The 22001-nt window shown below is 60.0% G+C and carries 20 protein-coding genes and 1 riboswitch; of the genes, 10 read left to right on the plus strand and 10 right to left on the minus strand.

Features of this window, described 5'->3' with window-relative positions:
• Positions 1–59 precede the first annotated feature (59 nt).
• Positions 60–167, plus strand: a riboswitch (TPP riboswitch).
• 96 nt (positions 168–263) lie between these two features.
• The 5 genes from thiC to thiE all read left to right on the plus strand — a co-directional run bounded on the left by thiC (position 264) and on the right by thiE (position 4858).
• Positions 264–2198: a phosphomethylpyrimidine synthase ThiC gene (thiC, locus tag CPter91_RS03895; protein WP_061937161.1), complete on the plus strand. Its 1935-nt coding sequence runs from the start codon at positions 264–266 to the stop codon at positions 2196–2198.
• Positions 2199–2206: 8 nt separating this feature from the next.
• Positions 2207–2407, plus strand: coding sequence for a sulfur carrier protein ThiS (gene thiS, locus CPter91_RS03900; protein WP_061937163.1), 201 nt, complete (start codon positions 2207–2209; stop codon positions 2405–2407).
• Between the two features lie 186 nt (positions 2408–2593).
• Positions 2594–3406, plus strand: coding sequence for a thiazole synthase (locus CPter91_RS03905; protein ID WP_061937167.1), 813 nt, complete (start codon positions 2594–2596; stop codon positions 3404–3406).
• The gene (thiD, locus tag CPter91_RS03910) at positions 3403–4230 is read left to right on the plus strand and encodes a bifunctional hydroxymethylpyrimidine kinase/phosphomethylpyrimidine kinase (protein WP_257722462.1); all 828 of its coding nucleotides are present in this window, start codon (positions 3403–3405) and stop codon (positions 4228–4230) included. Before CPter91_RS03905 ends, thiD begins: the two co-directional genes overlap by 4 nt.
• 13 nt (positions 4231–4243) lie before the next feature.
• Positions 4244–4858: a thiamine phosphate synthase gene (gene thiE / locus CPter91_RS03915; protein ID WP_061937170.1), complete on the plus strand. Its 615-nt coding sequence runs from the start codon at positions 4244–4246 to the stop codon at positions 4856–4858.
• A 15-nt stretch (positions 4859–4873) separates the two neighbouring features.
• Here thiE and CPter91_RS03920 read toward each other — a convergent pair whose 3' ends face one another.
• Both CPter91_RS03920 and CPter91_RS03925 read right to left on the minus strand, forming a co-directional pair.
• Positions 4874–5362 (minus strand): Dps family protein, encoded by a 489-nt coding sequence (locus CPter91_RS03920; RefSeq protein WP_061937173.1) that lies wholly within the window; start codon positions 5360–5362, stop codon positions 4874–4876.
• Positions 5363–5471: 109 nt separating this feature from the next.
• Positions 5472–6698: an MFS transporter gene (locus tag CPter91_RS03925; RefSeq protein WP_061937176.1), complete on the minus strand. Its 1227-nt coding sequence runs from the start codon at positions 6696–6698 to the stop codon at positions 5472–5474.
• A 167-nt stretch (positions 6699–6865) separates the two neighbouring features.
• On the opposite strand from CPter91_RS03925, the gene CPter91_RS03930 reads away from it, so the two are divergent.
• Positions 6866–9145 (plus strand): UvrD-helicase domain-containing protein, encoded by a 2280-nt coding sequence (locus tag CPter91_RS03930; RefSeq protein WP_061937179.1) that lies wholly within the window; start codon positions 6866–6868, stop codon positions 9143–9145.
• A gap of 94 nt (positions 9146–9239) precedes the next feature.
• Here CPter91_RS03930 and CPter91_RS03935 read toward each other — a convergent pair whose 3' ends face one another.
• From CPter91_RS03935 to CPter91_RS03950, 4 genes are all read right to left on the minus strand, one after another.
• Positions 9240–10043 carry a BPSS1780 family membrane protein gene (locus CPter91_RS03935; RefSeq protein ID WP_061937182.1) on the minus strand — a complete coding sequence of 268 codons (804 nt, stop codon included), beginning with the start codon at positions 10041–10043 and terminating at the stop codon, positions 9240–9242.
• A 24-nt stretch (positions 10044–10067) separates the two neighbouring features.
• The gene (locus CPter91_RS03940; protein ID WP_061937184.1) at positions 10068–11024 is read right to left on the minus strand and encodes a homoserine kinase; all 957 of its coding nucleotides are present in this window, start codon (positions 11022–11024) and stop codon (positions 10068–10070) included.
• A 100-nt stretch (positions 11025–11124) separates the two neighbouring features.
• The gene (locus CPter91_RS03945; RefSeq protein WP_061937187.1) at positions 11125–11562 is read right to left on the minus strand and encodes a hypothetical protein; all 438 of its coding nucleotides are present in this window, start codon (positions 11560–11562) and stop codon (positions 11125–11127) included.
• A gap of 95 nt (positions 11563–11657) precedes the next feature.
• Complete coding sequence (locus CPter91_RS03950; RefSeq protein WP_061937190.1) at positions 11658–12395, minus strand: LOG family protein; 738 nt, start codon at positions 12393–12395, stop codon at positions 11658–11660.
• On the opposite strand from CPter91_RS03950, the gene polA reads away from it, so the two are divergent.
• The 3 genes from polA (at position 12396) to CPter91_RS03965 (ending at position 17056) form a co-directional block, all read left to right on the plus strand.
• Positions 12396–15170 carry a DNA polymerase I gene (gene polA, locus CPter91_RS03955; protein WP_061937193.1) on the plus strand — a complete coding sequence of 925 codons (2775 nt, stop codon included), beginning with the start codon at positions 12396–12398 and terminating at the stop codon, positions 15168–15170. It begins immediately after the preceding gene.
• Positions 15171–15225: 55 nt separating this feature from the next.
• On the plus strand, positions 15226–16110 hold the full coding sequence (locus tag CPter91_RS03960; RefSeq protein ID WP_061937196.1) for a dienelactone hydrolase family protein: 885 nt from the start codon (positions 15226–15228) through the stop codon (positions 16108–16110).
• Between the two features lie 151 nt (positions 16111–16261).
• Positions 16262–17056, plus strand: a complete 795-nt coding sequence (locus tag CPter91_RS03965; protein WP_335340122.1) for a ZIP family metal transporter — start codon at positions 16262–16264, stop codon at positions 17054–17056.
• Positions 17057–17157: 101 nt separating this feature from the next.
• On the opposite strand, the gene CPter91_RS03970 is transcribed toward CPter91_RS03965, so the two are convergent.
• From CPter91_RS03970 to CPter91_RS03990, 4 genes are all read right to left on the minus strand, one after another.
• Entirely contained in the window at positions 17158–18024 is an 867-nt protein-coding gene (locus tag CPter91_RS03970; RefSeq protein ID WP_061937202.1) for a sulfurtransferase, read from the minus strand.
• Positions 18025–18071: 47 nt separating this feature from the next.
• A protein-coding gene (locus CPter91_RS03975) for an IS3 family transposase (protein ID WP_205631645.1) occupies positions 18072–19249 on the minus strand; the annotation gives its coding sequence in 2 pieces (ribosomal slippage) (positions 18072–18982 and positions 18982–19249; 1179 coding nt in all).
• 59 nt (positions 19250–19308) lie between these two features.
• Positions 19309–20223 carry a DMT family transporter gene (locus CPter91_RS03985; protein WP_061937205.1) on the minus strand — a complete coding sequence of 305 codons (915 nt, stop codon included), beginning with the start codon at positions 20221–20223 and terminating at the stop codon, positions 19309–19311.
• Between the two features lie 143 nt (positions 20224–20366).
• Positions 20367–21470, minus strand: a complete 1104-nt coding sequence (locus CPter91_RS03990) for an aromatic ring-hydroxylating oxygenase subunit alpha (protein ID WP_061937208.1) — start codon at positions 21468–21470, stop codon at positions 20367–20369.
• Positions 21471–21704: 234 nt separating this feature from the next.
• Between CPter91_RS03990 and CPter91_RS03995 the strand changes: the two genes are divergently transcribed.
• Positions 21705–21968, plus strand: a complete 264-nt coding sequence (locus tag CPter91_RS03995) for an exodeoxyribonuclease VII small subunit (RefSeq protein ID WP_061937211.1) — start codon at positions 21705–21707, stop codon at positions 21966–21968.
• Positions 21969–22001 lie beyond the last annotated feature (33 nt).

Consider the following 22001-nt stretch of genomic DNA (forward strand, 5'->3'; position numbering starts at 1 on the left):
CGCAAGCCGATTGCGGGTGTAAAATCCTTTCCGCTGCCTCGGGATTCAAACACCGGGCAACGCAACGCTAGGGGTCCTGATTGCTGAAACGCTAATGCAATCGGGTGAGAAATACCCTCGAACCTGATCTGGGTAATGCCAGCGAAGGGAAGCTGTCGAGAATGTTGTCGGCCGATTTACCGCTTTTTGCAGTGATTCCCACCGTCAGGCTCGAAAACTCCTTTGCTGGCTCCAAGCCATGAATTACAAGCAAAGGAGCCAATATGAACGCCAATCCAAAATTCTTGTCCGCCACTGCAACGGTGGATGAAGCCGCAATCCATCCCCTGCCGAATTCGCGCAAGATCTACGTCACCGGCTCGCGCCCTGATATCCGCGTGCCGATGCGCCAGATCAGCCAGTCCGATACGCCGGCCTCGTTTGGCGCCGAAAAGAATCCGCCTATCTACGTCTACGACACCTCGGGTCCATATAGCGATCCGGACGTCAAGATCGACATCCGCTCCGGCCTGGCGACGCCGCGGCTGCCATGGATCATGGAACGCGACGATACCGAAGAACTGCCAGGCCCTAGCTCGGAATACGGCATCGAACGCCTTAACGATCCCAAGCTGGCCGAGCTGCGCTTCAACCTGCATCGCAAGCCGCGTCGCGCCAAGGCTGGCAAGAACCGCAGTGGCAACGTCACGCAGATGCATTACGCTCGCCAGGGCATCATCACCCCGGAAATGGAATTCGTGGCGATCCGCGAAAACATGCGCCGCAAGGAATACCTGGAAGAGCTGAAAGCTTCCGGCCCGATGGGCAACAAGCTGGCCGAGCTGATGGGGCGCCAGCATCCCGGTCAATCATTCGGCGCCGCGTTGCCAGCCGCAGGTGATTTCGTCACGCCGGAATTCGTGCGCTCCGAAATCGCCCGCGGCCGCGCCATCATTCCTGCCAACATCAACCATCCGGAAATCGAACCGATGATCATCGGCCGTAATTTCCTGGTCAAGATCAACGCCAACATCGGCAACTCCGCGGTGACTTCGTCGATCGGCGAAGAAGTCGAGAAGATGACCTGGGCGATCCGCTGGGGCGGCGACAACGTGATGGACCTGTCGACCGGCAAGCATATCCACGAAACGCGCGAATGGATCATCCGCAATTCGCCGGTGCCGATCGGCACCGTGCCGATCTACCAGGCGCTGGAAAAGGTCAACGGCAAGGCAGAAGACCTGACCTGGGAAATCTTCCGCGACACCCTGATCGAGCAAGCCGAACAAGGCGTCGACTACTTCACCATCCACGCCGGCGTGCGCCTGCAATACGTGCCGATGACCGCCAAACGCCTGACCGGCATCGTCAGCCGCGGCGGCTCTATCATGGCCAAGTGGTGCCTGGCGCATCACCGCGAATCCTTCCTCTACGATCACTTCGAAGACATCTGCGAAATCATGAAAGCCTATGACGTCAGCTTCAGTCTCGGCGACGGCTTGCGTCCAGGTTCGATCTACGACGCCAACGACGAAGCGCAGCTGGGTGAATTGAAGACGCTGGGCGAACTGACGCAGATCGCCTGGAAGCACGATGTGCAGGTGATGATCGAAGGTCCTGGCCACGTGCCTATGCACCTGATCAAGGAAAACATGGACCTGCAGCTGGAACAGTGCCACGAAGCGCCGTTCTACACGCTCGGCCCACTGACCACCGACATCGCGCCAGGCTACGACCACATCACCTCCGGCATCGGCGCCGCCACCATCGGCTGGTACGGTACGGCCATGCTGTGCTACGTCACGCCGAAGGAACATCTGGGCTTGCCGAACAAGGTCGACGTCAAGGACGGCATCATCACTTACAAGATCGCGGCGCATGCAGCCGACCTGGCCAAGGGCCATCCGGGCGCGCAGATCCGTGACAACGCACTGTCGAAAGCGCGCTTCGAGTTCCGCTGGGAAGACCAGTTCAACATCGGCCTCGATCCGGACAAGGCGCGTGAATTCCACGATGAAACCTTGCCCAAGGATTCCGCCAAGGTGGCGCATTTCTGCTCCATGTGCGGCCCGCACTTCTGTTCGATGAAGATCACCCAGGAAGTCCGCGAATATGCCGCCGCGCAGGGCATTTCCGACATCGCCGCGCTGAAGCAGGGGATGGAAGTGAAAGCCATCGAGTTCGTCAAGAACGGCGCGGAAATTTATAGCAAACAGTGAGCTCGGTGATGGAAATCGTACTCAACGGTGCGCCGCATCCGCTGGCTGAAGGCGAGAGCCTGCAGCAGCTGATCGTGGCGCTGGAGCTGGCCGGCAAGGCGGTGGCGGTGGCGGTTAACCGGCAAGTCGTGCCGGCCAGCCTGTGGCCGCAGCGCATCTTACAGCCGGCCGACAAGGTAGATGTCGTGCGCGCCATAGGCGGTGGGTAAGCCACCTCCATAAACCTACTGCGCGACTCAATCTCTGGGCGGCGATGCTCACCGTACGTTCGTACGGCTGCGCTTCTCACCCAGACCTTGGCCTGTCAGCGTAGCTGAGGCTACGGTTTCTGGAGGCGGCACAAAGTCAATCGGATGCGCGCCGGAAATCGTAGAAAATCTTTTAAAGGATTTGTCATGAATCTGAATTCAACTCCCGAAACGGGAACAACAGACACCGGCCTGACCATCGCCGGCAAGACTTACAGCTCGCGGCTGCTGGTCGGCAGCGGCAAGTATCGCGACCTGGAACAGACACGCGCCGCGACCGAAGCCAGTGGCGCGGAAATCATCACGGTGGCGATCCGCCGCGTCAATATCGGGCAGGATCCCAAGGCGCCGAATCTGCTGGATGTGGTGCCGCCATCGCGCTACACCATATTGCCCAATACGGCGGGCTGCTACACTGCCGCCGATGCGATCTACACACTGCAGCTGGGACGCGAACTGCTGAACGGCCACAAGCTGGCCAAGCTGGAAGTGCTGGGCGATGAGCGCACCCTGTTCCCCAACATGCCGGAGACCTTGAAAGCGGCGGAAGCCCTGGTCAAGGACGGTTTCGACGTCATGGTGTATTGCAGCGACGATCCGATCCAGGCACGCATCCTGGAAGAGATCGGCTGCGTCGCGGTGATGCCGCTGGCGTCGCTGATCGGTTCCGGCATGGGTATCCTGAATCCCTGGAATCTATCGCTGATCATCGAGCAGGCCAAGGTACCGGTGCTGGTCGATGCCGGCGTCGGCACGGCTTCCGATGCGGCGATTGCGATGGAGCTGGGTTGCGACGGCGTGCTGATGAATACGGCGATTGCCGGCGCCCAGGATCCGATCCGCATGGCGCGCGCGATGCGACTGGCGATCGAAGCCGGGCGCGAAGCTTTCCTGGCCGGTCGGATTCCGAAGCGCTTTGCCGCCTCGCCGTCTTCACCGATGGCGGGAAGAGTCAAGTGAGTGTGAAGCAAGACTTGCGCAGCGGCGCCGTGGCGCCACCTTGCGTGCTGGTGTTTTCCGGCTCGGACCCGAGCGGCGGCGCTGGCATGCAGGCCGACATCACTGCCATCGCCGCACTCGGTGCGCATCCGCTGTCGGTCGTCACGGTGCTGACGGTGCAAGACAATGAGCGCGTATTCGGGGTTTATCCGGTGGCGGCGGAACTGGTGCGGCAGCAGGCACAGGCGTTGGTCGACCGCATCGCTATTTCCGCGGTCAAGCTGGGCATCGTCGGCAATCGCGCCAATGCCGAGGTAATCGCCGCAATCATCCGCCAGCTACGCGTACGGCAGCCCGATTTGCCGGTGGTGTTCGATCCGGTGCTGGCGAACGGCCATGGCGACAGCCTGGCCAGCGAGGACCCGATTGCCGCCGTGGCGCCCTTGTTTGAACTGGCCACGGTCATCACGCCGAACCGGCTTGAGGCTGACCGCCTGTGCAGCAGCGCGAACGATCCTGAACAGCAGGCGCGCTTGCTGCTGGAACGCGGTTGCCACAACGTATTGCTGAAAGGCGGCCATGGTCCGGAACTGGATCAGGTCTTGAATCGCTGGATCAGCCGCAGCCAGTCGCGCAGCTGGAGCTGGCCGCGCCTGCCGGGCGAATTCCACGGCAGCGGCTGCACCTTGGCTGCGGCGCTGTCCGCGCTGCTGGCGCAAGGGCTGGAGATGGAAGCGGCGACTTCCGCCGCGCAAAGCTATTGCCAGCAGACCCTGGCGGCATCGTATTCGATTGCCGCCGGCCAGCGCATACCTAACCGTACGCTGCCTTTTCTGAACACTTAAGAAGGATGAAGCCATGAAGGGTTTATACATCGTCACCCCAGACTGGGATGACACCGCCAGATTACTGGAAGTCAGCGAGCAGGCCTTGCAAGGCGGCGCGGCATTGCTGCAGTATCGCCACAAGACCGCCGATGCGGGGTTGCGCCAAGAGCAGGCAGAAGCCTTGCTGGCGCTGTGCCGGGGCTACCAGCGTCCGTTCATCATCAATGATTACGTCGAGCTGTGCCTGGCGCTGGATGCCGACGGCATCCACGTCGGCGGCACCGACGCCAGCGTGGCTGAAGTGCGGGCGCAAGTCGGCCCTGACAAGATCGTCGGCGCTTCCTGCTACGGTGACCTGGCGCTGGCGCATGCGGCACAGCGCGCCGGCGCCAGCTACGTCGCCTTCGGCGGCTTCTATCCCTCGCGCGTGAAGAAATATCCGGTGACGACGCCGGTCGATATCATCACCCGCTCGAAGGCTGAAATCGCCTTGCCGAACGTGGTGATCGGCGGTATGACGCAAGAGAATGCCGTGCCGCTGATCGCCGCCGGCGCCGACATGGTTGCAGCTATCAGCAGTGTTTATCTGGCCGAAGATCCTGTGGCCGCGGCGCGCAGTTTTGCGGCCTTGTTCAATAACCACTAGGCATTCTCAGGCGCTTCAGGTTTCCAGCAGGCTGCGCAGCATCCAGGCATTTTTTTCATGCAGTTGCATGCGCTGCGTCAGCAGATCCGCGGTCGGTTCATCGGCCGCCGCGTCTACCACCGGGAAGATCGAACGGGCAGTGCGGGTCACCGCTTCCTGTCCCTGCACCAGCTGCTGAATCATGGCGGTCGCATTCGGTACGCCTTCCTCTTCCGAAATCGAGGTCAGCTTGGCGAAGGCCTTGTAGGTGGCCGGCGCCGGATAGCCGAGCGCGCGTATGCGTTCCGCGATCAGGTCCACCGCCAGCCACAATTCGTTGTACTGGGTTTCGAACATCAGGTGCAATGTATTGAACATCGGCCCGGTCACGTTCCAGTGGAAGTTATGGGTCTTCAGGTAAAGGGTGTAGGTATCGGCCAGCAGTTTGCTGAGGCCGTCGGTGATCTTCTTGCGATCCTTGTCGCTGATGCCGATATCGATCACTGCAACGTTCTTCTTTACCATGGTGCGGCTCCTTCTAACGGTGACGGTTGAATGAGAGACTTGCACCATGATTTTATGTCAATTCGCCGCCGGCCAAGAAAACCGCGGGTTTTTCCTGGAGCGTGCGGTATCAGCCGACAACGGCCGCCGCCGTGGCGGCCTGCGAGCGGCGGTACATGCTGACGGTCAGCGCCACCGCCGCCAGCGATGCCGTGGCGGCAAACAGATAGACCTCGGCATAGCCGAAGCGGCTGACGATCAGGCCAGCCAGCGGGCCGGTGACGCCCAGCGCCAGGTCCAGGAAGACCGAGTAGGCGCCGAGTGCGCTGCCGCGGTTATTGGCCGGCACCAGATTCACCGCTTCGACGCCGAGCGCAGGAAATATCAGCGCGAAGCCGAAGCCGGTCAGGGCTGCGCCGCACAGTGCAAAAAATGGCGAACCGGCTTGCCACAGCAGTAACAGCCCGAGCGCTTCGATGGAAAAGCAGACAATCGACACCCGGAAACCGCCGAAGCGTGAAATGGTCTGGGCGAACAGCAGCCGTGCGCCGACGAAGAAGCTGCCGAACAAGGTCAGCGCAAACGCTGCGTTAGGCCATTGATGGCTGGCATAGAACAAGGTGATGAAGGTGGCGATGGAGCCGAAGCCGATCGAGCCCAGGGCCAGGCCCATGCCATGCGGGAACACCTTGCGCAATACGCGCCCGAACGGCAGATGCTCGCCGCGCACTACGGCCGTGGCCGCTTTCAGGCGCGCCAGCAGGAAGCCGATCACTGACAATATGGTCACCGTGGCGCCTACCGCCGCCAGTCCCCAGGTGTGCGAAATCACCACGCCGAGCGGCGCGCCTATGGCCAGCGCGCCGTAGGTAGCGATACCATTCCAGGAAATCATGCGGGCCGTGTGCTTTGCGCCCACCCGTCCTATGCCCCAGGTAATGGCGCCGGTGCCGACCATGCTCTCGCCACAACCCAGCACCAGACGGCCAATCAGCAGGATCGCCAGGCTCAGCGCCGGCACATGAGTAAAGAAGGCTGCCACCAGCAGGAATGCACCGCTGATGCTGCAGCCGATCAAGCCGCGCAAGACCGCGGTCTTGGGCCCGACCGAATCCGCCATGCGGCCAGCCAGCGGCCGGCTCAGCAGGGTGGCCAGGTACTGCATGCTGATCGCCAGGCCCGCCAGCACCGAGCTGTAGCCGAGATCGACGTGGACATAGCCGGGCAGTACGGCGAGCGGGATGCCTATTGCCAGGTAGCAAATAAATGTAAAAAATGCAGTGGAAACGATATGGAACGTTACTGCGCTCTCGGACAGCGGAGGGCTGGCGCGGTCGAGACGGACTTCTTCTGACATGACGGGACTTGGTTGGGGTGAGATGGGTACAGAGGTAGAGCGGATGATGCAATGCAGTATTTTACCCTTCCGGCCCGAATGCTGCTGGCGCCGGCGCCGCGGCATAAGTTTACGCTGATATCGCGAGCGATCCTCAGGCAGCTGCCCCCGCAGCTTATAATGTGGGGATGCAAAATCTTCTCCATAACCTCAATCCAGAACAACTGGCGGCAGTCACCTTGCCTGCGCAGTCCGCACTCATCCTGGCCGGCGCCGGTTCCGGCAAGACGCGGGTGCTGACCACCCGCATCGCCTGGCTGATCCAGACCGGCCAGGTGTCGCCCTCCGGCGTGCTGGCGGTGACCTTCACCAACAAAGCCTCGAAGGAAATGATGACGCGCTTGTCGGCGATGTTGCCGATCAATACGCGCGGCATGTGGATAGGGACTTTCCATGGCCTGTGCAACCGCTTGCTGCGCGCGCATTATCGCGACGCTGCCTTGCCGCAGACCTTCCAGATCCTCGATTCGCAAGACCAGTTGTCGGCCATCAAGCGCCTGCTGAAGGCGATGAATGTCGACGATGAGAAATATCCGCCGCGTAACCTGATGTACTTCATCAACGGCGCCAAGGACCAGGGTTTGCGCGCCAATGAAGTCGAAGCCAATGACGATTACAACCGCAAGTTCGTCGAGCTGTACGACTTGTACGACCAGCAATGCCAGCGCGAAGGCGTGGTCGATTTTGCCGAGCTGCTGCTGCGCACCTATGAACTGCTGAGCCGTAACCAGCCGCTGCGCGAACATTACCAGTCGCGCTTCCAGCACATCCTGGTGGACGAGTTCCAGGATACCAACGACTTGCAATACAAATGGCTGAAGCTGATGGCCGGGCAGCGCGGCGCGGTGTTTGCGGTGGGCGACGACGACCAGAGCATCTACGCTTTCCGCGGCGCCAATGTCGGCAACATGACTGCCTTCGAACATGAATTCCGGGTCGAGAACCTGATCAAGCTGGAGCAGAACTACCGCTCGCACGGCCACATCCTGGATAGCGCCAACACCCTGATCGCCAACAACAGCAAGCGTCTCGGCAAGAACCTGCGGACCGACGCCGGCCATGGTGAGCCGGTGCGCATCTACGAAGCCACCAGCGACCTGCAGGAAGCGCAGTGGATCGTCGAAGAAACCAAGAGCCTGATCAACGACGGCGGCAGCCGCAGTGAAATCGCCGTGCTGTACCGCTCGAATGCGCAGTCGCGCGTAATCGAACATGCTTTGGTGGCGTCCGGCATCCCCTACCGGGTGTACGGCGGCCAGCGCTATTTCGAACGGGCCGAAGTCAAGCACGCGATCGCCTACCTGCAGCTGATGGACAATCCGCATAACGATTCCGCCTTCCTGCGCGTGGTGAATTTCCCGGCGCGCGGTATCGGCGCGCGCTCGCTGGAACAGTTGCAGGACGCCGCCAAGCAATACGGCATTTCCCTGTACGCGGCGGTACCGTATGTGGCAGGCAAGGCCGGCGCCACGCTTGGTTCCTTCCTCAAGCTGATCGAAGGCGGACGCTTTGAAACCCAGCACCTGCCGCTGCCGGAAATGGTGCAGGTGGTGCTCGACCTGAGCGGCCTGCTGCAGCATTACCAGAATGAAAAAGAAGGCGCCGACCGCATCGAGAATCTGGAGCAGCTGGTGAATGCTGCAACCCTGTTTGTCTCGGAAGAAGGATTCGGCATCGATGCGCCGGCCTTGCTCGGCCCCAAGGCGCAAGCCGTGTCGGGCGCCGCCATCACGACTGCCGACGGCATCGAGGTATTCGACGCCGACGCGCCGTTGTCGGCGGTGATGTCACCCTTGTCGGCATTTCTTTCGCACGCGTCGCTGGAGGCCGGCAACAACCAGGCCCAGGCTGGCGAGGAAGCCTTGCAGCTGATGACGGTGCACTCGGCCAAGGGCCTGGAGTTCGATGCGGTGTTCATCACCGGCCTGGAAGAGGGTTTGTTCCCGCACGAAAATTCGCAGAAGGAAGACGCCGGTGTCGAAGAAGAGCGGCGCCTGATGTATGTCGCCATCACGCGCGCCAAGAAGCGCCTGTACATGAGCTTTTCGCAGACTCGCATGCTGCATGGCCAGACCCGCTACAACATGCGTTCGCGCTTCTTCGACGAGCTGCCGGAAGATGCCTTGAAGTGGTTGTCGCCGAAGGTGCAGCAGCATAGCTGGTTCGCCAATACCAAATCAGCCTGGGACGAAGCGCCCGAGAAAGCCGCCAACAATATCTCGAAGAACTTCGGCCGGCGCGATATCGGCTGGCGCATCGGTGAGAATGTCGCCCACCTGAAATTTGGCGAAGGCGTGATCGTCAATATCGAAGGCAGCGGCGGCAATGCGCGCGCCCACATCAATTTCGGCAAGCATGGCATGAAGCTGCTGGACCTGAGCGTGGCGAAGCTGGAGAAGGTGGCCTAGGATGGGCACCTGTGCCCACGCGTGAGATCGACGGTCCTATGCGCATTTAGCGTCGCGCGTGGGCAGAAAAACCTGCCCACCCTACACCGGCTGCTTATTCTTTGGGGGCGGCCGGTTCCGGCAGAGGCAGATCCTGCTCAGGCCTGCCGAAGATGTGGGTATAAGTCGGATAGAAAGAGCAGTACATCACGACCGTCAAGGCAATCGACAGCGGCAGCAGGATCATGATGGTCACCGACTGGTTGCCGACGATCGCCGCAATCAGGACGCTCACCACAGCAGGCAGCACCACGCCGATGGCGGCCCAGGCCAGGCCATAGACGGCGAATGCCTTTAGCTCGCGCGAGACGGCGAAGAAGCTGTAGAAAATCGCTTTCAGCACGCCCATCTTTTGCCACATGATCAGCGGCGCCGCATACCAGAACGCCATCGCCGCCGGGATGTAGACGACCGCGGCAAACATCATCGCCAGCGAGATGTTGGAGTCTTGTATTTCCTTCGGGTCGAGCGTGCTCTGGCCAGTCACCGTCAGCCAGAACAGGCCGCCGTCCACCAGGCTGGAGGCGGCGATGGCGACGATCGCCGCTATCACGTAAAGCACGCCCAGCAACAGCAGGTTCTTCAGGGCCGGCGAGCGGAAGCCGGTCAGCAGCAGGTTAGGGTAGACGCGCTTGCCCTGCTCGATGTTCAGGCAAGCCTGCATGAAAGCCATGGCGAATACAGGCACCAGGATCACCGGCAAGATTTGTCCCAGTATCGGGATCTGCAGCAGGTTCAGTCCCAGCATCAGGAACATATACGCCAGGAATAAGGTGGAGATCTCGGCCGGCTGCTTGCGGAACAGCGCAAACCCCTCCTTGATCCATATCCATCCGGTTTTGGCAGGCAGTTTTTCCATTGCTTATCTATGTTCTTTATCTAATCAGTACAGGTTTGGTGCCGGGTGGGCGACGCGCTGCCGCAGGATCCGTTCAAAATGGCCGGGATCGTGCGGCGTCAGCATTTCTGCGGCGCGCGGCAAATAAAAGTCATACAGCCGCGACAGCCAGAAGCGCAGGGCGCCGGCGCGCAGCATCGGCTGCCAGGCAGCTTGTTCCGCCGCGTTGAAGGGCCTTACGCCATGGTATGCATCCAGCATGGCGCGTACTCTGGCAATGTCAAGCTGGCCGGTCGACAGGTCGATGCACCAGTCGTTGACGGTGACGGCCAGGTCGAACAGCCAGGTGTCGCAGCCGGCAAAGTAGAAATCGAAAAATCCGCTTAGTTGGTCGCCGTTGAACATCACGTTGTTGCGGAACAGGTCGGCATGCACCGGGCCGTTAGGCAGCTGGCGATAGGTTTCCGAGGCGGCAAACGCCTCCTGGAACGCCATTTCATCGCGCAGCAGCTGTTGTCCGTCCGGCGGCAGGTAGGGTAGCACCACTGGCGTGGTTTCACGCCACCACGGCAAGCCGCGCAGATTCGGTTGCCGGATTGGAAAGTCTTGCGCCGCCAGATGCATTTTTGCCAGCATCGCGCCGACCGCGGCGCAATGGACAGGCGCAGGGGCCATCTGGCAATCGCCTTCCAGCTTGGTGACGATCGCCGCCGGCTTGCCGTGCAGCGGATTGATGATCTGATCCTGCTGGTTGGCGACAGGCGCCGGCACCAGCACGCCGCGGCGCGCCAGATGGCGCATCAGCTCCAGGTAAAACGGCAACTGTTCAAAGCTGAGATTCTCAAATACCGTCAACACATACTCGCCGCGCTCGGTGTCGATGAAAAAATTGCTGTTTTCAATGCCAGACGAAATGCCCCTGATGGCGAGCGCCTTGCCTAAGGAAAAGGGAGGGATCCACTGGGTGAGATCGTCGAGCGTGACGGGAGTAAATACTGCCATGAGAAAAACCGCGGAAAGACAATGTTCGTCGGAATAAATATGCGGCAAATACGCCGAAATATCCGCGCATTGGCCGCATGGCTACTTGGAGGGGACCAGCTTAGTTCTTAGGCTCGGAAATCGCCGGCGGCGGCAAGCCTGCATCGCTGTCGGATTGCACGGCCTCACCCGCCTTACGGGCTTTCTGGCCCAGGTCGAACTCCTTGATCTGCCACTGCGCGCCACGTGGCGGGGCATCGGTCGGCCCCAAAGTGCCGGCCTGCGACGGCGTTTTTACATAATAGGTACTGCCGCCGCTTTCGACCTTGACCTGGTCAACCCGGCCCTGTTGGCGTGTCTGCGTGATGTTGCCGGTGTTTTCGCCCGGCTGACGGATGGTGACTGCCGGCGCTTCGCCTTCTTCCAGCTTTTGCAGCTCTGGCGGCGGTGGGGCAATGGTCTTGGCAGGCGGCGTCGCTTGCTGCGCGGTCGCTAACAGGGGTGTTGCAAGAGAGGCAAGGCAAATTGCCAGCAATGGCCAGACTGTGGATTTATTCATGTGAATTTGGCTACCTTGAGTGAGACAAGACTATGCCTGCATTGTAACAAACAGCCGGCCCCTATAGGCGATAAGGGGACCGGCAAACACGCTGTTTAAAGCAAAACGCCAGTATGGCGGTCGGATTCGGCCATGACGGTTTCGCCGGCTTCGTAGAATTTCACCACGGCGGCAAGGATCTCGGCCGGATCGTCCAGCACCTGAATCAGGTCCATGTCCTTGGCGGCAATCATGCCGTCGCCTACCAGCTGGGTACGGAACCAGTCGAGCAGACCGCTCCAGAAGCTGCTGCCGACCAGGATGATCGGGATATGCCGGCATTTGCCGGTCTGGATCAGGGTCAGGACTTCGGTCAGCTCGTCCATGGTGCCGAAGCCGCCCGGCAACACGATGTAAGCGTCGGCATAGCGCACGAAAGCTACCTTGCGGGCGAAAAAGTGGCGGAAGCTGAGGGAAATGTCCTGCCATTTGTTACCGCTTTGTTCATGCGGCAATTCGATGTTCAGGCCGACCGAAGGCGACTTGCCTTCAAAAGCGCCCTTGTTGGCAGCTTCCATCAAGCCCGGGCCGCCGCCGGAAATCACGGCAAAACCTTCGTCGGAAAAGCGCCGTGCAATGTCCCTGCAAAGGGGATAATACGGATTGTCTTCCTTGATCCGCGCCGAGCCGAAGATCGATACCGCTGGATGCAACTCGGAAAGGCGTTCGGTCGACTCGATAAATTCTGCCATAATCGTGAACATATGCCACGATTCGCGCGCCTTTTTCGATGTTGCGCGTTCGATATCCGTCACTTGCCGCAAACGCGGCACATTTTTTCCGTTCAATTCCATATGCAAAAAACCCTGCTGTTAGTTGATGGTTCGAGTTATCTCTATCGCGCCTTCCATGCCCTGCCCGATATGCGCAACGCCGCCAATGAGCCGACCGGCGCCCTGTACGGCATCATCAATATGCTGCGTCGTTTACGCATTGATTACCCCGCAGCTTACCTTGCCTGTGTGTTCGATGCAAAAGGTAAAACTTTTCGCGACGACATGTACGCCGACTACAAGGCCACCCGCGCCTCCATGCCGGAGGACCTGGTTAAACAGATTACGCCTATTCACGCCGCCGTGCGCGCGATGGGCTGGCCGATCCTGATGGTGGAGGGCGTGGAAGCCGACGATGTGATCGGCACCTTGACCGTGCAAGCAGTACAGCACGGCATGCAGGCGGTGGTCTCGACCGGCGACAAAGACCTGGCGCAGCTGGTCAATGACGACGTCACGCTGATCAACACCATGAACAACGAGACGCTTGACCGCGCCGGCGTGATCGCCAAATTCGGCGTGCCGCCGGAGCGCATCGTCGACTACCTGACACTGATCGGCGATACCGTCGACAACATCCCCGGCGTCTCCAAGGTCGGCCCGAAAACCGCGGTCAAGTGGCTGGCGCAGTACGACACCGTTGACAACGTGATCGCCAACGCCGCCAGCATCGGCGGCGCGGTCGGCGAGAATTTGCGGCAGGTGCTGGACTGGCTGCCGAAGGCCAAGGAACTGGTGACGGTGAAGACCGATTGCGACCTCAGCGCGCACATGGTGTCGATCCCGGAATCGCTGATTGCGCCGGAGCAGGACAAGGACACCCTGATCGAATTGTTTACGCGCTATAACTTCAAGACCTGGCTGCGCGAATTGAGCGCGCCTGCCGCGGCGGCCGCTTCCGCGCCCGCCGGCGGCGCGCCCGTACCGGCAGCAGCCGTTGCTGGCGCTGCGGCTGACGCCCAGGCGCAGAGCAGCCTGTTCGATACCGTCGAGCGGCACTATGAAACCGTGCTGACTGAAGCTCAGCTGGACGCCTGGCTGCAGCGCATCGACAAGGCAACCTTGACCGCGGTCGATACTGAAACCACCTCGCTGGAGCCGATGACCGCACAGCTGGTAGGCATCTCGCTGTGCTGCGAAGTCGGCACTGCCGCTTACATTCCTGTCGCCCATCGCTACCAGGATGCGCCGCTGCAGCTGTCGCGCGAACTGGTGCTGCAAAAGATGAAGCCGTGGCTGGAAGACGACAGCAAGCCGAAGGTCGGCCAGAACCTCAAATACGACAGCCATATTTTCGCCAATCAGGGCGTGAACCTGCGGGGCATTGTCCACGACACCTTGCTGGAATCGTATGTGTTCGAGTCGCACCGCAGCCACGACATGGACAGCCTGGCGCTGCGCCATCTGAACCACCAGACCATCACCTTCCAGGAAGTATGCGGCAAGGGCGCATCACAGATCGGCTTCGATGAAGTCGAGATCGGCCGCGCCACCGAATATGCGGCGGAAGATGCCGATATCACCTTGCAGCTGCACCTGACCATGTGGCCGCATATCGCCGACGATGCCAAGCTGCGCTTCATCTACGAAAAAATCGAAGTGCCGACTTCGGTGGTGCTGCAAAAGATCGAACGCAACGGCGTGCTGATCGACGCCAGCCTGCTGGCGACGCAATCCAACGAGCTGGGCAAGCGCATGCTGGAGATCGAGCAGCAAGCTTATGACCTGGCCGGCCAGCCGTTCAACCTGAGTTCTCCGAAACAACTGGGCGAGATCCTGTTTGAAAAACTCAAGCTGCCGGTGGTCAAAAAGACGCCGTCCGGCTCGCCGTCTACCGACGAAGAAGTGCTGCAGAAACTGGCGGAAGACTATCCGCTGCCGAAGGTGCTGCTCGACTACCGCAGCCTGTCCAAGCTGAAATCGACTTACACCGACAAGCTGCCGAAAATGGTCAATGCGGATACCGGCCGCGTGCACACCAACTATGCGCAGGCAGTGGCGGTCACCGGCCGCCTGGCGTCGAACGATCCGAACCTGCAGAACATCCCGATCCGCACCGCTGAAGGCCGCCGCATCCGCGAAGCGTTCGTGGCGCCGGCCGGCAGCGTGATCGTCTCGGCCGACTATTCGCAAATCGAATTACGCATCATGGCGCACATCTCGGGTGATGAAAACATGCTGCGTGCATTTGCCGAAGGCATCGATATTCACCGCGCCACTGCCGCCGAGATCTTCGGCACCACCGCGGCGGAGGTCAGCAGCGAACAGCGCCGCTACGCCAAGGTCATCAACTTCGGCCTGATCTACGGCATGAGCGCATTCGGCCTGGCAGGCAACCTCGGCATCGAGCGCGCCGCGGCGCAAATGTATATCGAAAAATATTTCATGCGCTTCGCCGGCGTCAAGCAGTTCATGGATATGACCCGGGTGCAGGCCAAGTCGCAAGGCTATGTCGAGACCGTGTTCGGACGTCGCCTGTGGCTGCCGGAAATCAATTCGCCCAACGGCCAGCGCCGCCAGGGCGCCGAGCGGGCGGCGATCAACGCGCCTATGCAAGGCACGGCCGCCGACCTGATCAAGCTGTCGATGATCGCGGTGCAAAACTGGATTGAAACAGAACAGTTAAAATCCAAGATGGTGATGCAGGTGCACGATGAACTGGTGCTCGAAGTGCCGCAGGAGGAACTGGCGCTGGTGCGGGAAAAACTGCCGCAGCTGATGGCTGGCGTGGCTGAACTAAAAGTACCGCTGATTGCCGAAGTCGGAGTGGGCAAGAATTGGGACGAGGCGCACTGATAATCTGATGATCTGATGCGCGATGGCAGATGGTTAACGATAAAGGAGAATCTTGATGGCGAATTTGAAAGAAGACTTCGATAGCCTGGTCGCAAAGACCAGTTTGTCCGACAATGTTGATCGTCGTACTTTTTTGAAAACTACACTGGGCACCGGTTTCGCTGCCGCTGTGCTGCCGGTATGCGCGCAGACCATGATCAAGACCGATACCGTCGGCCTCACCGCCGGCGCCCTGGAAATCCAGATCAACGGCCTGAGCGTGCCGATCTATCGCGCCCAGCCTGAAGGCAAGACCAATCTGCCGGTGGTGCTGGTGATCTCGGAAATTTTCGGCGTGCACGAGCATATCGCCGACATCGCGCGCCGCTTCGCCAAGCTGGGCTACCTGGCGATCGCACCTGACCTGTTCAAGCGCCAAGGCGACCCGGCTGCCTTCGCCACCATTCCTGAGCTGTACAAGAACGTCATTTCCAAGGTGCCGGACGACCAGGTGCTGGGCGATGTCGATGCTTGCGTTGCCTGGGCCAAGGAAAATAATGGCAATATCGACAAGCTGGCGATCACCGGCTTTTGCTGGGGCGGCCGCATTACCTGGCTGTATGCCGCCCATAATCCCAAGGTAAAGGCCGGCGCCGCCTGGTACGGCGGTCTGGTGGGCGAAAAGAACATACTGCAGCCGAAGCATCCGGTGGACATCGCCGTGACCCTGAAAGTGCCGGTGCTGGGTTTGTACGGCGGCAAGGACCAGGGCATCACACAGGAACACGTGGCGCTGATGAAAGCGGCGCTGGCCAAGGGCAGCAGCAAGTCGGAAATCGTGGTCTTCCCGAATTCCGGCCACGCGTTCAACGCCGATTATCGTCCCAGCTATGTAGAAGCAGATGCCAAGGACGGCTGGAAGCGCACCCTGGCCTGGTTCAAGGAACATGGCGTGAGCTGAGCGGGGCCACGCATCTTTGCCGTTTGTATCCGGATGCGGCTGTCCGGATACAAAACTCCTGTCACCCCGGCGGGCTAAATAACAGTTAAATTTGCCGAAATGAAGCAGCTGTGTTTTAATTTGCAACATTGTTGCATTTGAAGTTTGTTAGCTGGGGCCAAAAATTAATTCCACACTCGTTTCAATTCTGCTGGCGACCACTATCGCCGGCCTTTTCAGCATTACCGCCGCTGCCATCTTTTCCTTCGCGCTGCTGTCCAAGATGGTCGAGCGCATGGTCAGCCTGTCGGTCGGCATCATGCTCGCCACTTCGCTGCTGCATGCGCTGCCGGAAGCCTTTGAATCCAAGGCAGACAGCCACACGCTGTTCGCGATCCTGCTGGGTGGGCTGCTGGCCTTTTTCGTCCTGGAAAAATTTGCCATCCTGCGTCACTCCCATCATCACGAGGATGACGGCCACGGCCATCATCACGGCCATGACAAGAAAGAGGCGGGCAAAGCCGGCTGGATGATCCTGGTCGGCGACGGCCTGCACAATTTCACCGACGGCATCCTGATTGCGGCGGCCTTCCTGGCCGATCCGCACCTCGGGCTGATCACCGGCCTGGCCATCATCGTGCACGAGATCCCACAGGAAATCGGCGATTTCATCGTGCTGCTCAACGCCGGTTTTTCGCGCACCCGCGCTTATGTCTACAACCTGATCTGCAGCCTGATGGCGGTGCTGGGCGGCTTGCTCGGCTACTTTACGCTGGAGCGCGGCATGGAATGGATTCCTTACGTGCTGGTGTTCGCCTCGTCGGGATTCATCTATATCGCCGTCAGCGACCTGATGCCGCAGATGCAGCGCCGCGCCACCTTGCGCGAAACCATCCCGCAGATCCTGCTGATCGGCGCCGGCGTCGCCATTGTGCTGTTCCTGACCCGTCACGCCCATCAACATTAAGCCGTAGGGTGGGCACCCGTGCCCACCATCACTCTCGCTTAATTTCGTTTATCCCGACACCGCGTGGGCAAAAAAGCTTGCCCACCCTACGGATCCCACATTTATGCGCCCTTGGCTACCGGCCGCGAGGCGTCGGCGCACCATTCGCTCCACGATCCCGGATACAGTGCGGCGCCATGCAGGCCGGCGATTTCCAGCGCCAGCAGGTTATGGCAGGCAGTCACGCCGGAGCCGCACTGCATGACGGCGGTCTGCGGTTCGCTGATCAGGGCGCCGAATTCCTCATGCAGCTGATGGCCCGGCTTGAAGCGGCCGTCGGCTTGCAGATTGTCCTTGAAGAAACGGTTCTTGGCGCCGGGAATATGGCCGCCGACCGGGTCGATGGTTTCGTTTTCGCCGCGGAAGCGGTCCGGCGCGCGGGCGTCGACGATGGTGCGGCGCAAGTTGGTGAGGTTGCTCAGGACGTCGTGCGCATTGACGCTGGTGGTGAGCGCCGGCTTGACGCTGATGCTGCCCGGCGCCGGCGTCGGTTCCGCCGTCGTCAATCCTTGTCCGGCCGCCTGCCAGGCTGCCAGGCCGCCATCCAGCACCGCCACCGAAGCGTGACCGATGGAGCGCAACAGCCACCACAGGCGGGCGGCGTACATGCCGCCCTGGCCGTCATAGGCGACTACCTGGGTGTCGTCGCTGATGCCCCAGCGGCGCAGCGTCGCGATCAAGGCGTCCTGTTCCGGTAGCGGATGACGGCCTTTGAAGCTGCCGTCGGCGGCTTGCTTGGCGCCTGACAAATCATGATCCAGGTTGGCGAAGCGTGCCCCGGCAATATGGCCGGCGTCGTAAGCTGTTCTTCCCGCCGCCGGATCCATCAAGTCATGGCGGCAGTCAATGATGACCCAGCCCGGGTTTTGCGCATTCAGCAGCAGGTTCGCGGCGGAAATCAGCGTGGTGTAGGGATGTGCTTGAGACATGGCATTCCTTCTGTGAGAGTGTTGATCAGGTGCTGCGCCTGTAGTGGTCAAGTAAATTCGGACACGACGATAGGTTTTTTTGCTGCCATGTTCCGTTCGTAGACGGAGGGCGGCAGATTGCCCAGAACTGAATGTAGACGTTCGTTGTTGTAGAAGCCGACGATGTAAGCGGCGATATCGATCTTGGCCTCCGCGTGGTTGGCATATTGGCGCTGCCACACCCGTTCCATTTTGAGATTCAGGAAGAAGCGTTCGGCAACTGCATTGTCCCAGCAGTTGCCTTTGCGGCTCATGCTGCAGGTGAAGCCGTGACTGGCTAGCATTGCTTGGTACTGGGCACTTGCATATTGGCGGCCACGGTCTGAGTGGACGACCAATCCTTTGTCTGGCCGCCGCTGTTGAAGCGCCATGTGCAAGGCGTCACAGACCAGCTTGGCCGGCATGCTCGGTGCCATAGCCCAGCCAACCACCTTGCGCGAGAACAGGTCGATCACCACCGCCAGGTACAGCCAGCCGGCGCCAGTCCGCACGTAGGTGATGTCGGAGACGTAGGCCTTGTTTGGCACTACCGGATTGAACTGGCGGCCCAGCACGTTGGCTGCGATCGGCAGATCATGCTTGCTGTCGGTAGTGTGAATGAACTTGCGCTTCCAGACTGGCTTTAAGCCCGCCTGGCGCATCAACCGACGAACCTTGAAACGCCCGGCCGTGATGCCGCGGTTTGACAGCTCCGTCACCATACGGCGGCTGCCATAGCTCTGGTGACTTGCCACGAAAGCAGCTCGTACATGGACACTCGCTTTGCAAACAACCGGCGCGGTAGCGCGGCGCTTCGCTTCGTAAAAACCGGAACGGCTAACGCCCAGCACACGACAGCTCTGTGCGACAGGGATGGCCTTCGTTTGCAGCTCGTCGATCAGTCGAAAACTCATTTCAGCTCGCGGGCAAAGAAGGCCGAGGCCTTTTTTAAGATTTCTACATCGCCTCGCAGTTGGCGGTTCTCCTGCTCCAACTGCCTGATTCGTTGTTGCTCGGGTGTCAGCGGTTTGCCAATGCCTGCCTGGCCGGATTGCTCGGCATCGTACTGCTCTATCCAGCGACGCACGGCGGTCGGGCCAATGCTCATGCTCTCGCATACGTGTTGAACACTGAGTCCCTGTTCTTTGATCATTTTGACGACCTCAAGCTTGAAGCTGAGATCGAAATTGCGGCGTTGCCTTGTCATGCAAATCTCCTCGGATAGTGGATTGTCCACCTATCGAGGTGTCCGGGCAAATTAGACCACTACAGCCTGCCGGAAACGGTATCAGGCAGTGTCGTCAACGGACGCGCCTTTCTTTGATTATAAAACGTTGCCAGCAAACCGCCGATAAGGATCACGCTGGTCCCGAGCCAGCCGCGCCAGCCCAGCTGGTCTTGCCAGATCAGGATGCCGAGGATGCTGGAAAAGACGATGCCGGTGTATTGGAGGTTGGCGGTCAGCAAAGGATTGCCAAGGCGATAAGCGCGAGTCATCGCGATCTGGCCGATCGTAGCCGAAATGCTGAGCGCGATCAGCAGGCTGAAGCCGGTCAGGTTGTGCGCGTGCATGAAGGGAATGCCGCCGCTCGGCAAGCCCAGGCAGCCGGCCAGGCCGGTGACGGCGCTGATGGCGGAGAAATAGAACACCACGCGGTATTCCGGCTCGCCCAGTTGTCCCAGGCGCCGCACCTGCAGGTAGGCGATGGCGGAAATCAGGCCCGAGCAGAGCGCAATCAGGGCCGCTGCGGTTTGTTCCGGGGCGAACGAAGGCCGTAACAGCAGCATGACGCCGGCGAAGCTGAGCAGGATGGTGGCCGCCATACCCCATTCGAAGCGGGCGTTGCTGCGCCACCATGCGGCGCCGAACAGGATCGCCGCCAGCCATATCGACGAGGTGTAGTTGAGAGTGGTGGCGGTGGCGACCGGCAGCAGGCTGAACGAATAGAACCACATGGCCAGGGAAATCACGCCGATCAGGCCGCGCCGCATGTGTTCGCGAGGCAAGGGTGTTTTCAGGGTGCCGCCCTTGAGGACGATCAGGGCGACGATGAACAGCATGCCGATCAGGCCGCGGCTGAACAGGATTTCAGAGATTGAATAGTGTTCGGAAGCAAGCTTGACGCAGACCCCCATGAGAGAAAACATGAGGCTGGCGAAGAGCATCCAGAGTGATTGCATGGGAAAATTCTAACAAGAGGCCAGGTTGCTGTCATTTTGACCGATTCCGGCGTTGTTACGCGTGCTGCAAAAAAATAAAGGCCGGAGTTGATCCGCTGCGTGCAGCGAACCGGCTCCGGCCTGTGGCTCTGGCGATGTTTGGGTTAGAGCAGGCCGTCCTGGCTGCGGTACCACTCGTGGAAATGCTGCATGCCGTCTTCCATCGGCGACTGGTAAGGTCCGACTTCGCTGACGCCACGCTCCATCAGGATGCGCCGGCCGGCGTCCATGCGCAGGGCGATTTCATCGTCCTCGACGCAGGTTTCCATGTAGGCGGCGCGTTCCGCTTCGACCATCTCGCGCTCAAACAGGGCGATCTCTTCCGGATAGTAGAACTCGACCACATTGGTGGTCTTCTGCGGGCCGCGCGGCCACAGCGTCGACACCACCAGCACGTGCGGATACCATTCCACCATGATGTTCGGATACAGCGTCAGCCAGATCGCGCCGAACTTGGGCGCCTGGCCGTTGTTGAACTTGAGGACCTGTTCCTGCCACTTCTTGTAGGACGGTGAACCGGATTTGGCCAGGCCATGGTTGACGCCCACGGTCTGCACGCTGTAATCCTTGCCAAACTGCCATTCCAGGTCGTCGCAGCTGACAAAGCTGCCGAGGCCGGGATGGAAGGGCTCGACGTGGTAATCCTCCAGATAAACCTCGATAAAGGTTTTCCAGTTGTAGTCGCACTCGTGCACTTCGACGTGGTCGAACAGGTAGCCGCTGAAATCGAGATCCTTGGCGACGCCCAGCTGCGCCAGTTTTTCGCCGACGTGGAAGGCGTTCTGCTCGAACAGCAGGCCGTTCCAGTTTTGCAGAGGCGTCTTGGACAGGTTCATGCAAGGCGTTTCGCCGAAATGCGGCGCGCCTATCAGTTCACCCTTGAGATCGTAAGTCCAGCGGTGCAGCGGGCAGACGATATTGCGGGCATTGCCGCGGCCATCGAACATCTTGGCCTGGCGATGGCGGCAAACGTTGGAAATCAGCTCGATTCCCTGCGGATTGCGCACCAGCATGCGACCCTCGTTTTCAGAGGCCAGCGTGGCGTAATCGCCGACGTTAGGCACCATCAGCTCATGGCCGACGTAGCGCGGACCATTCTGAAAGAGTTGCTGGATTTCGCGCTTTAACAGCGCTTCGTCAAAGTAGACGTTGACCGGAAGTTGCGCATCGGAGCGCGCGAGATTGGTAATAGAAGCCAGATCGGACATCCCTCCACCCCCAAATGTGTTGTATCAACCTAAGAGAGAAAGAATCCGCAAAAACCTGTGTTCAAATAATATGAAACGGAAATTTTGGACAGAACCGAGGATTATCCCACAAAAAACCCGGATTTGGCGTCGTTTCAGGCATTTTATCGAGCCGGGTACCCAAATCTTGTGTCTAAATTCAACGGCTTATAGAGGTTTGCTCTAAAATAGCGGTCTAATCTATTTACACCTACTATGCCAAAAAATCCGATTTCCGCCAGCAGCCCGGCCTCGTTCGAACAAGCCATGGCTGAACTGGAGCAACTGGTAGCCCAGATGGAAGCCGGCGAATTGCCGCTGGAAGCATCGGTTGCCGCCTATAAGCGCGGATCCGAGCTGGTCAAGTTTTGCGCCGCGCAGCTAGAAAAAGTCGACAGCCAGGTCAAGGTGCTGGAAGGCGACATGCTCAAGCCTTTCGTCGGCGAAGCATTGAACGATCACAGTGGAGCCGACGAATGACGGCAGCCGCTCAGTTAGCCCCTCAGTTAGCCA

Source organism: Collimonas pratensis (genome assembly GCF_001584185.1).
GTDB classification, from domain to species: Bacteria; Pseudomonadota; Gammaproteobacteria; order Burkholderiales; family Burkholderiaceae_D; genus Collimonas; species Collimonas pratensis.

Bases quoted from the DNA above. Each gene is read 5' to 3' on its own strand.
- polA (WP_061937193.1), top strand. From the start codon at position 12,396: ATGCAAAAAACCCTGCTGTTAGTTGATGGTTCGAGTTATCTCTATCGC.
- thiE (WP_061937170.1), top strand. From the start codon at position 4,244: ATGAAGGGTTTATACATCGTCACCCCAGACTGGGATGACACCGCCAGA.
- thiS (WP_061937163.1), top strand. From the start codon at position 2,207: ATGGAAATCGTACTCAACGGTGCGCCGCATCCGCTGGCTGAAGGCGAG.
- CPter91_RS03970 (WP_061937202.1), bottom strand. From the start codon at position 18,024: ATGTCTCAAGCACATCCCTACACCACGCTGATTTCCGCCGCGAACCTG.
- CPter91_RS03930 (WP_061937179.1), top strand. From the start codon at position 6,866: ATGCAAAATCTTCTCCATAACCTCAATCCAGAACAACTGGCGGCAGTC.
- CPter91_RS03920 (WP_061937173.1), bottom strand. From the start codon at position 5,362: ATGGTAAAGAAGAACGTTGCAGTGATCGATATCGGCATCAGCGACAAG.
- CPter91_RS03995 (WP_061937211.1), top strand. From the start codon at position 21,705: ATGCCAAAAAATCCGATTTCCGCCAGCAGCCCGGCCTCGTTCGAACAA.
- thiC (WP_061937161.1), top strand. From the start codon at position 264: ATGAACGCCAATCCAAAATTCTTGTCCGCCACTGCAACGGTGGATGAA.
- CPter91_RS03950 (WP_061937190.1), bottom strand. From the start codon at position 12,395: ATGGAATTGAACGGAAAAAATGTGCCGCGTTTGCGGCAAGTGACGGAT.
- CPter91_RS03990 (WP_061937208.1), bottom strand. From the start codon at position 21,470: ATGTCCGATCTGGCTTCTATTACCAATCTCGCGCGCTCCGATGCGCAA.
- CPter91_RS03945 (WP_061937187.1), bottom strand. From the start codon at position 11,562: ATGAATAAATCCACAGTCTGGCCATTGCTGGCAATTTGCCTTGCCTCT.
- CPter91_RS03925 (WP_061937176.1), bottom strand. From the start codon at position 6,698: ATGTCAGAAGAAGTCCGTCTCGACCGCGCCAGCCCTCCGCTGTCCGAG.
- CPter91_RS03905 (WP_061937167.1), top strand. From the start codon at position 2,594: ATGAATCTGAATTCAACTCCCGAAACGGGAACAACAGACACCGGCCTG.
- CPter91_RS03985 (WP_061937205.1), bottom strand. From the start codon at position 20,223: ATGCAATCACTCTGGATGCTCTTCGCCAGCCTCATGTTTTCTCTCATG.
- CPter91_RS03935 (WP_061937182.1), bottom strand. From the start codon at position 10,043: ATGGAAAAACTGCCTGCCAAAACCGGATGGATATGGATCAAGGAGGGG.
- CPter91_RS03940 (WP_061937184.1), bottom strand. From the start codon at position 11,024: ATGGCAGTATTTACTCCCGTCACGCTCGACGATCTCACCCAGTGGATC.
- CPter91_RS03960 (WP_061937196.1), top strand. From the start codon at position 15,226: ATGGCGAATTTGAAAGAAGACTTCGATAGCCTGGTCGCAAAGACCAGT.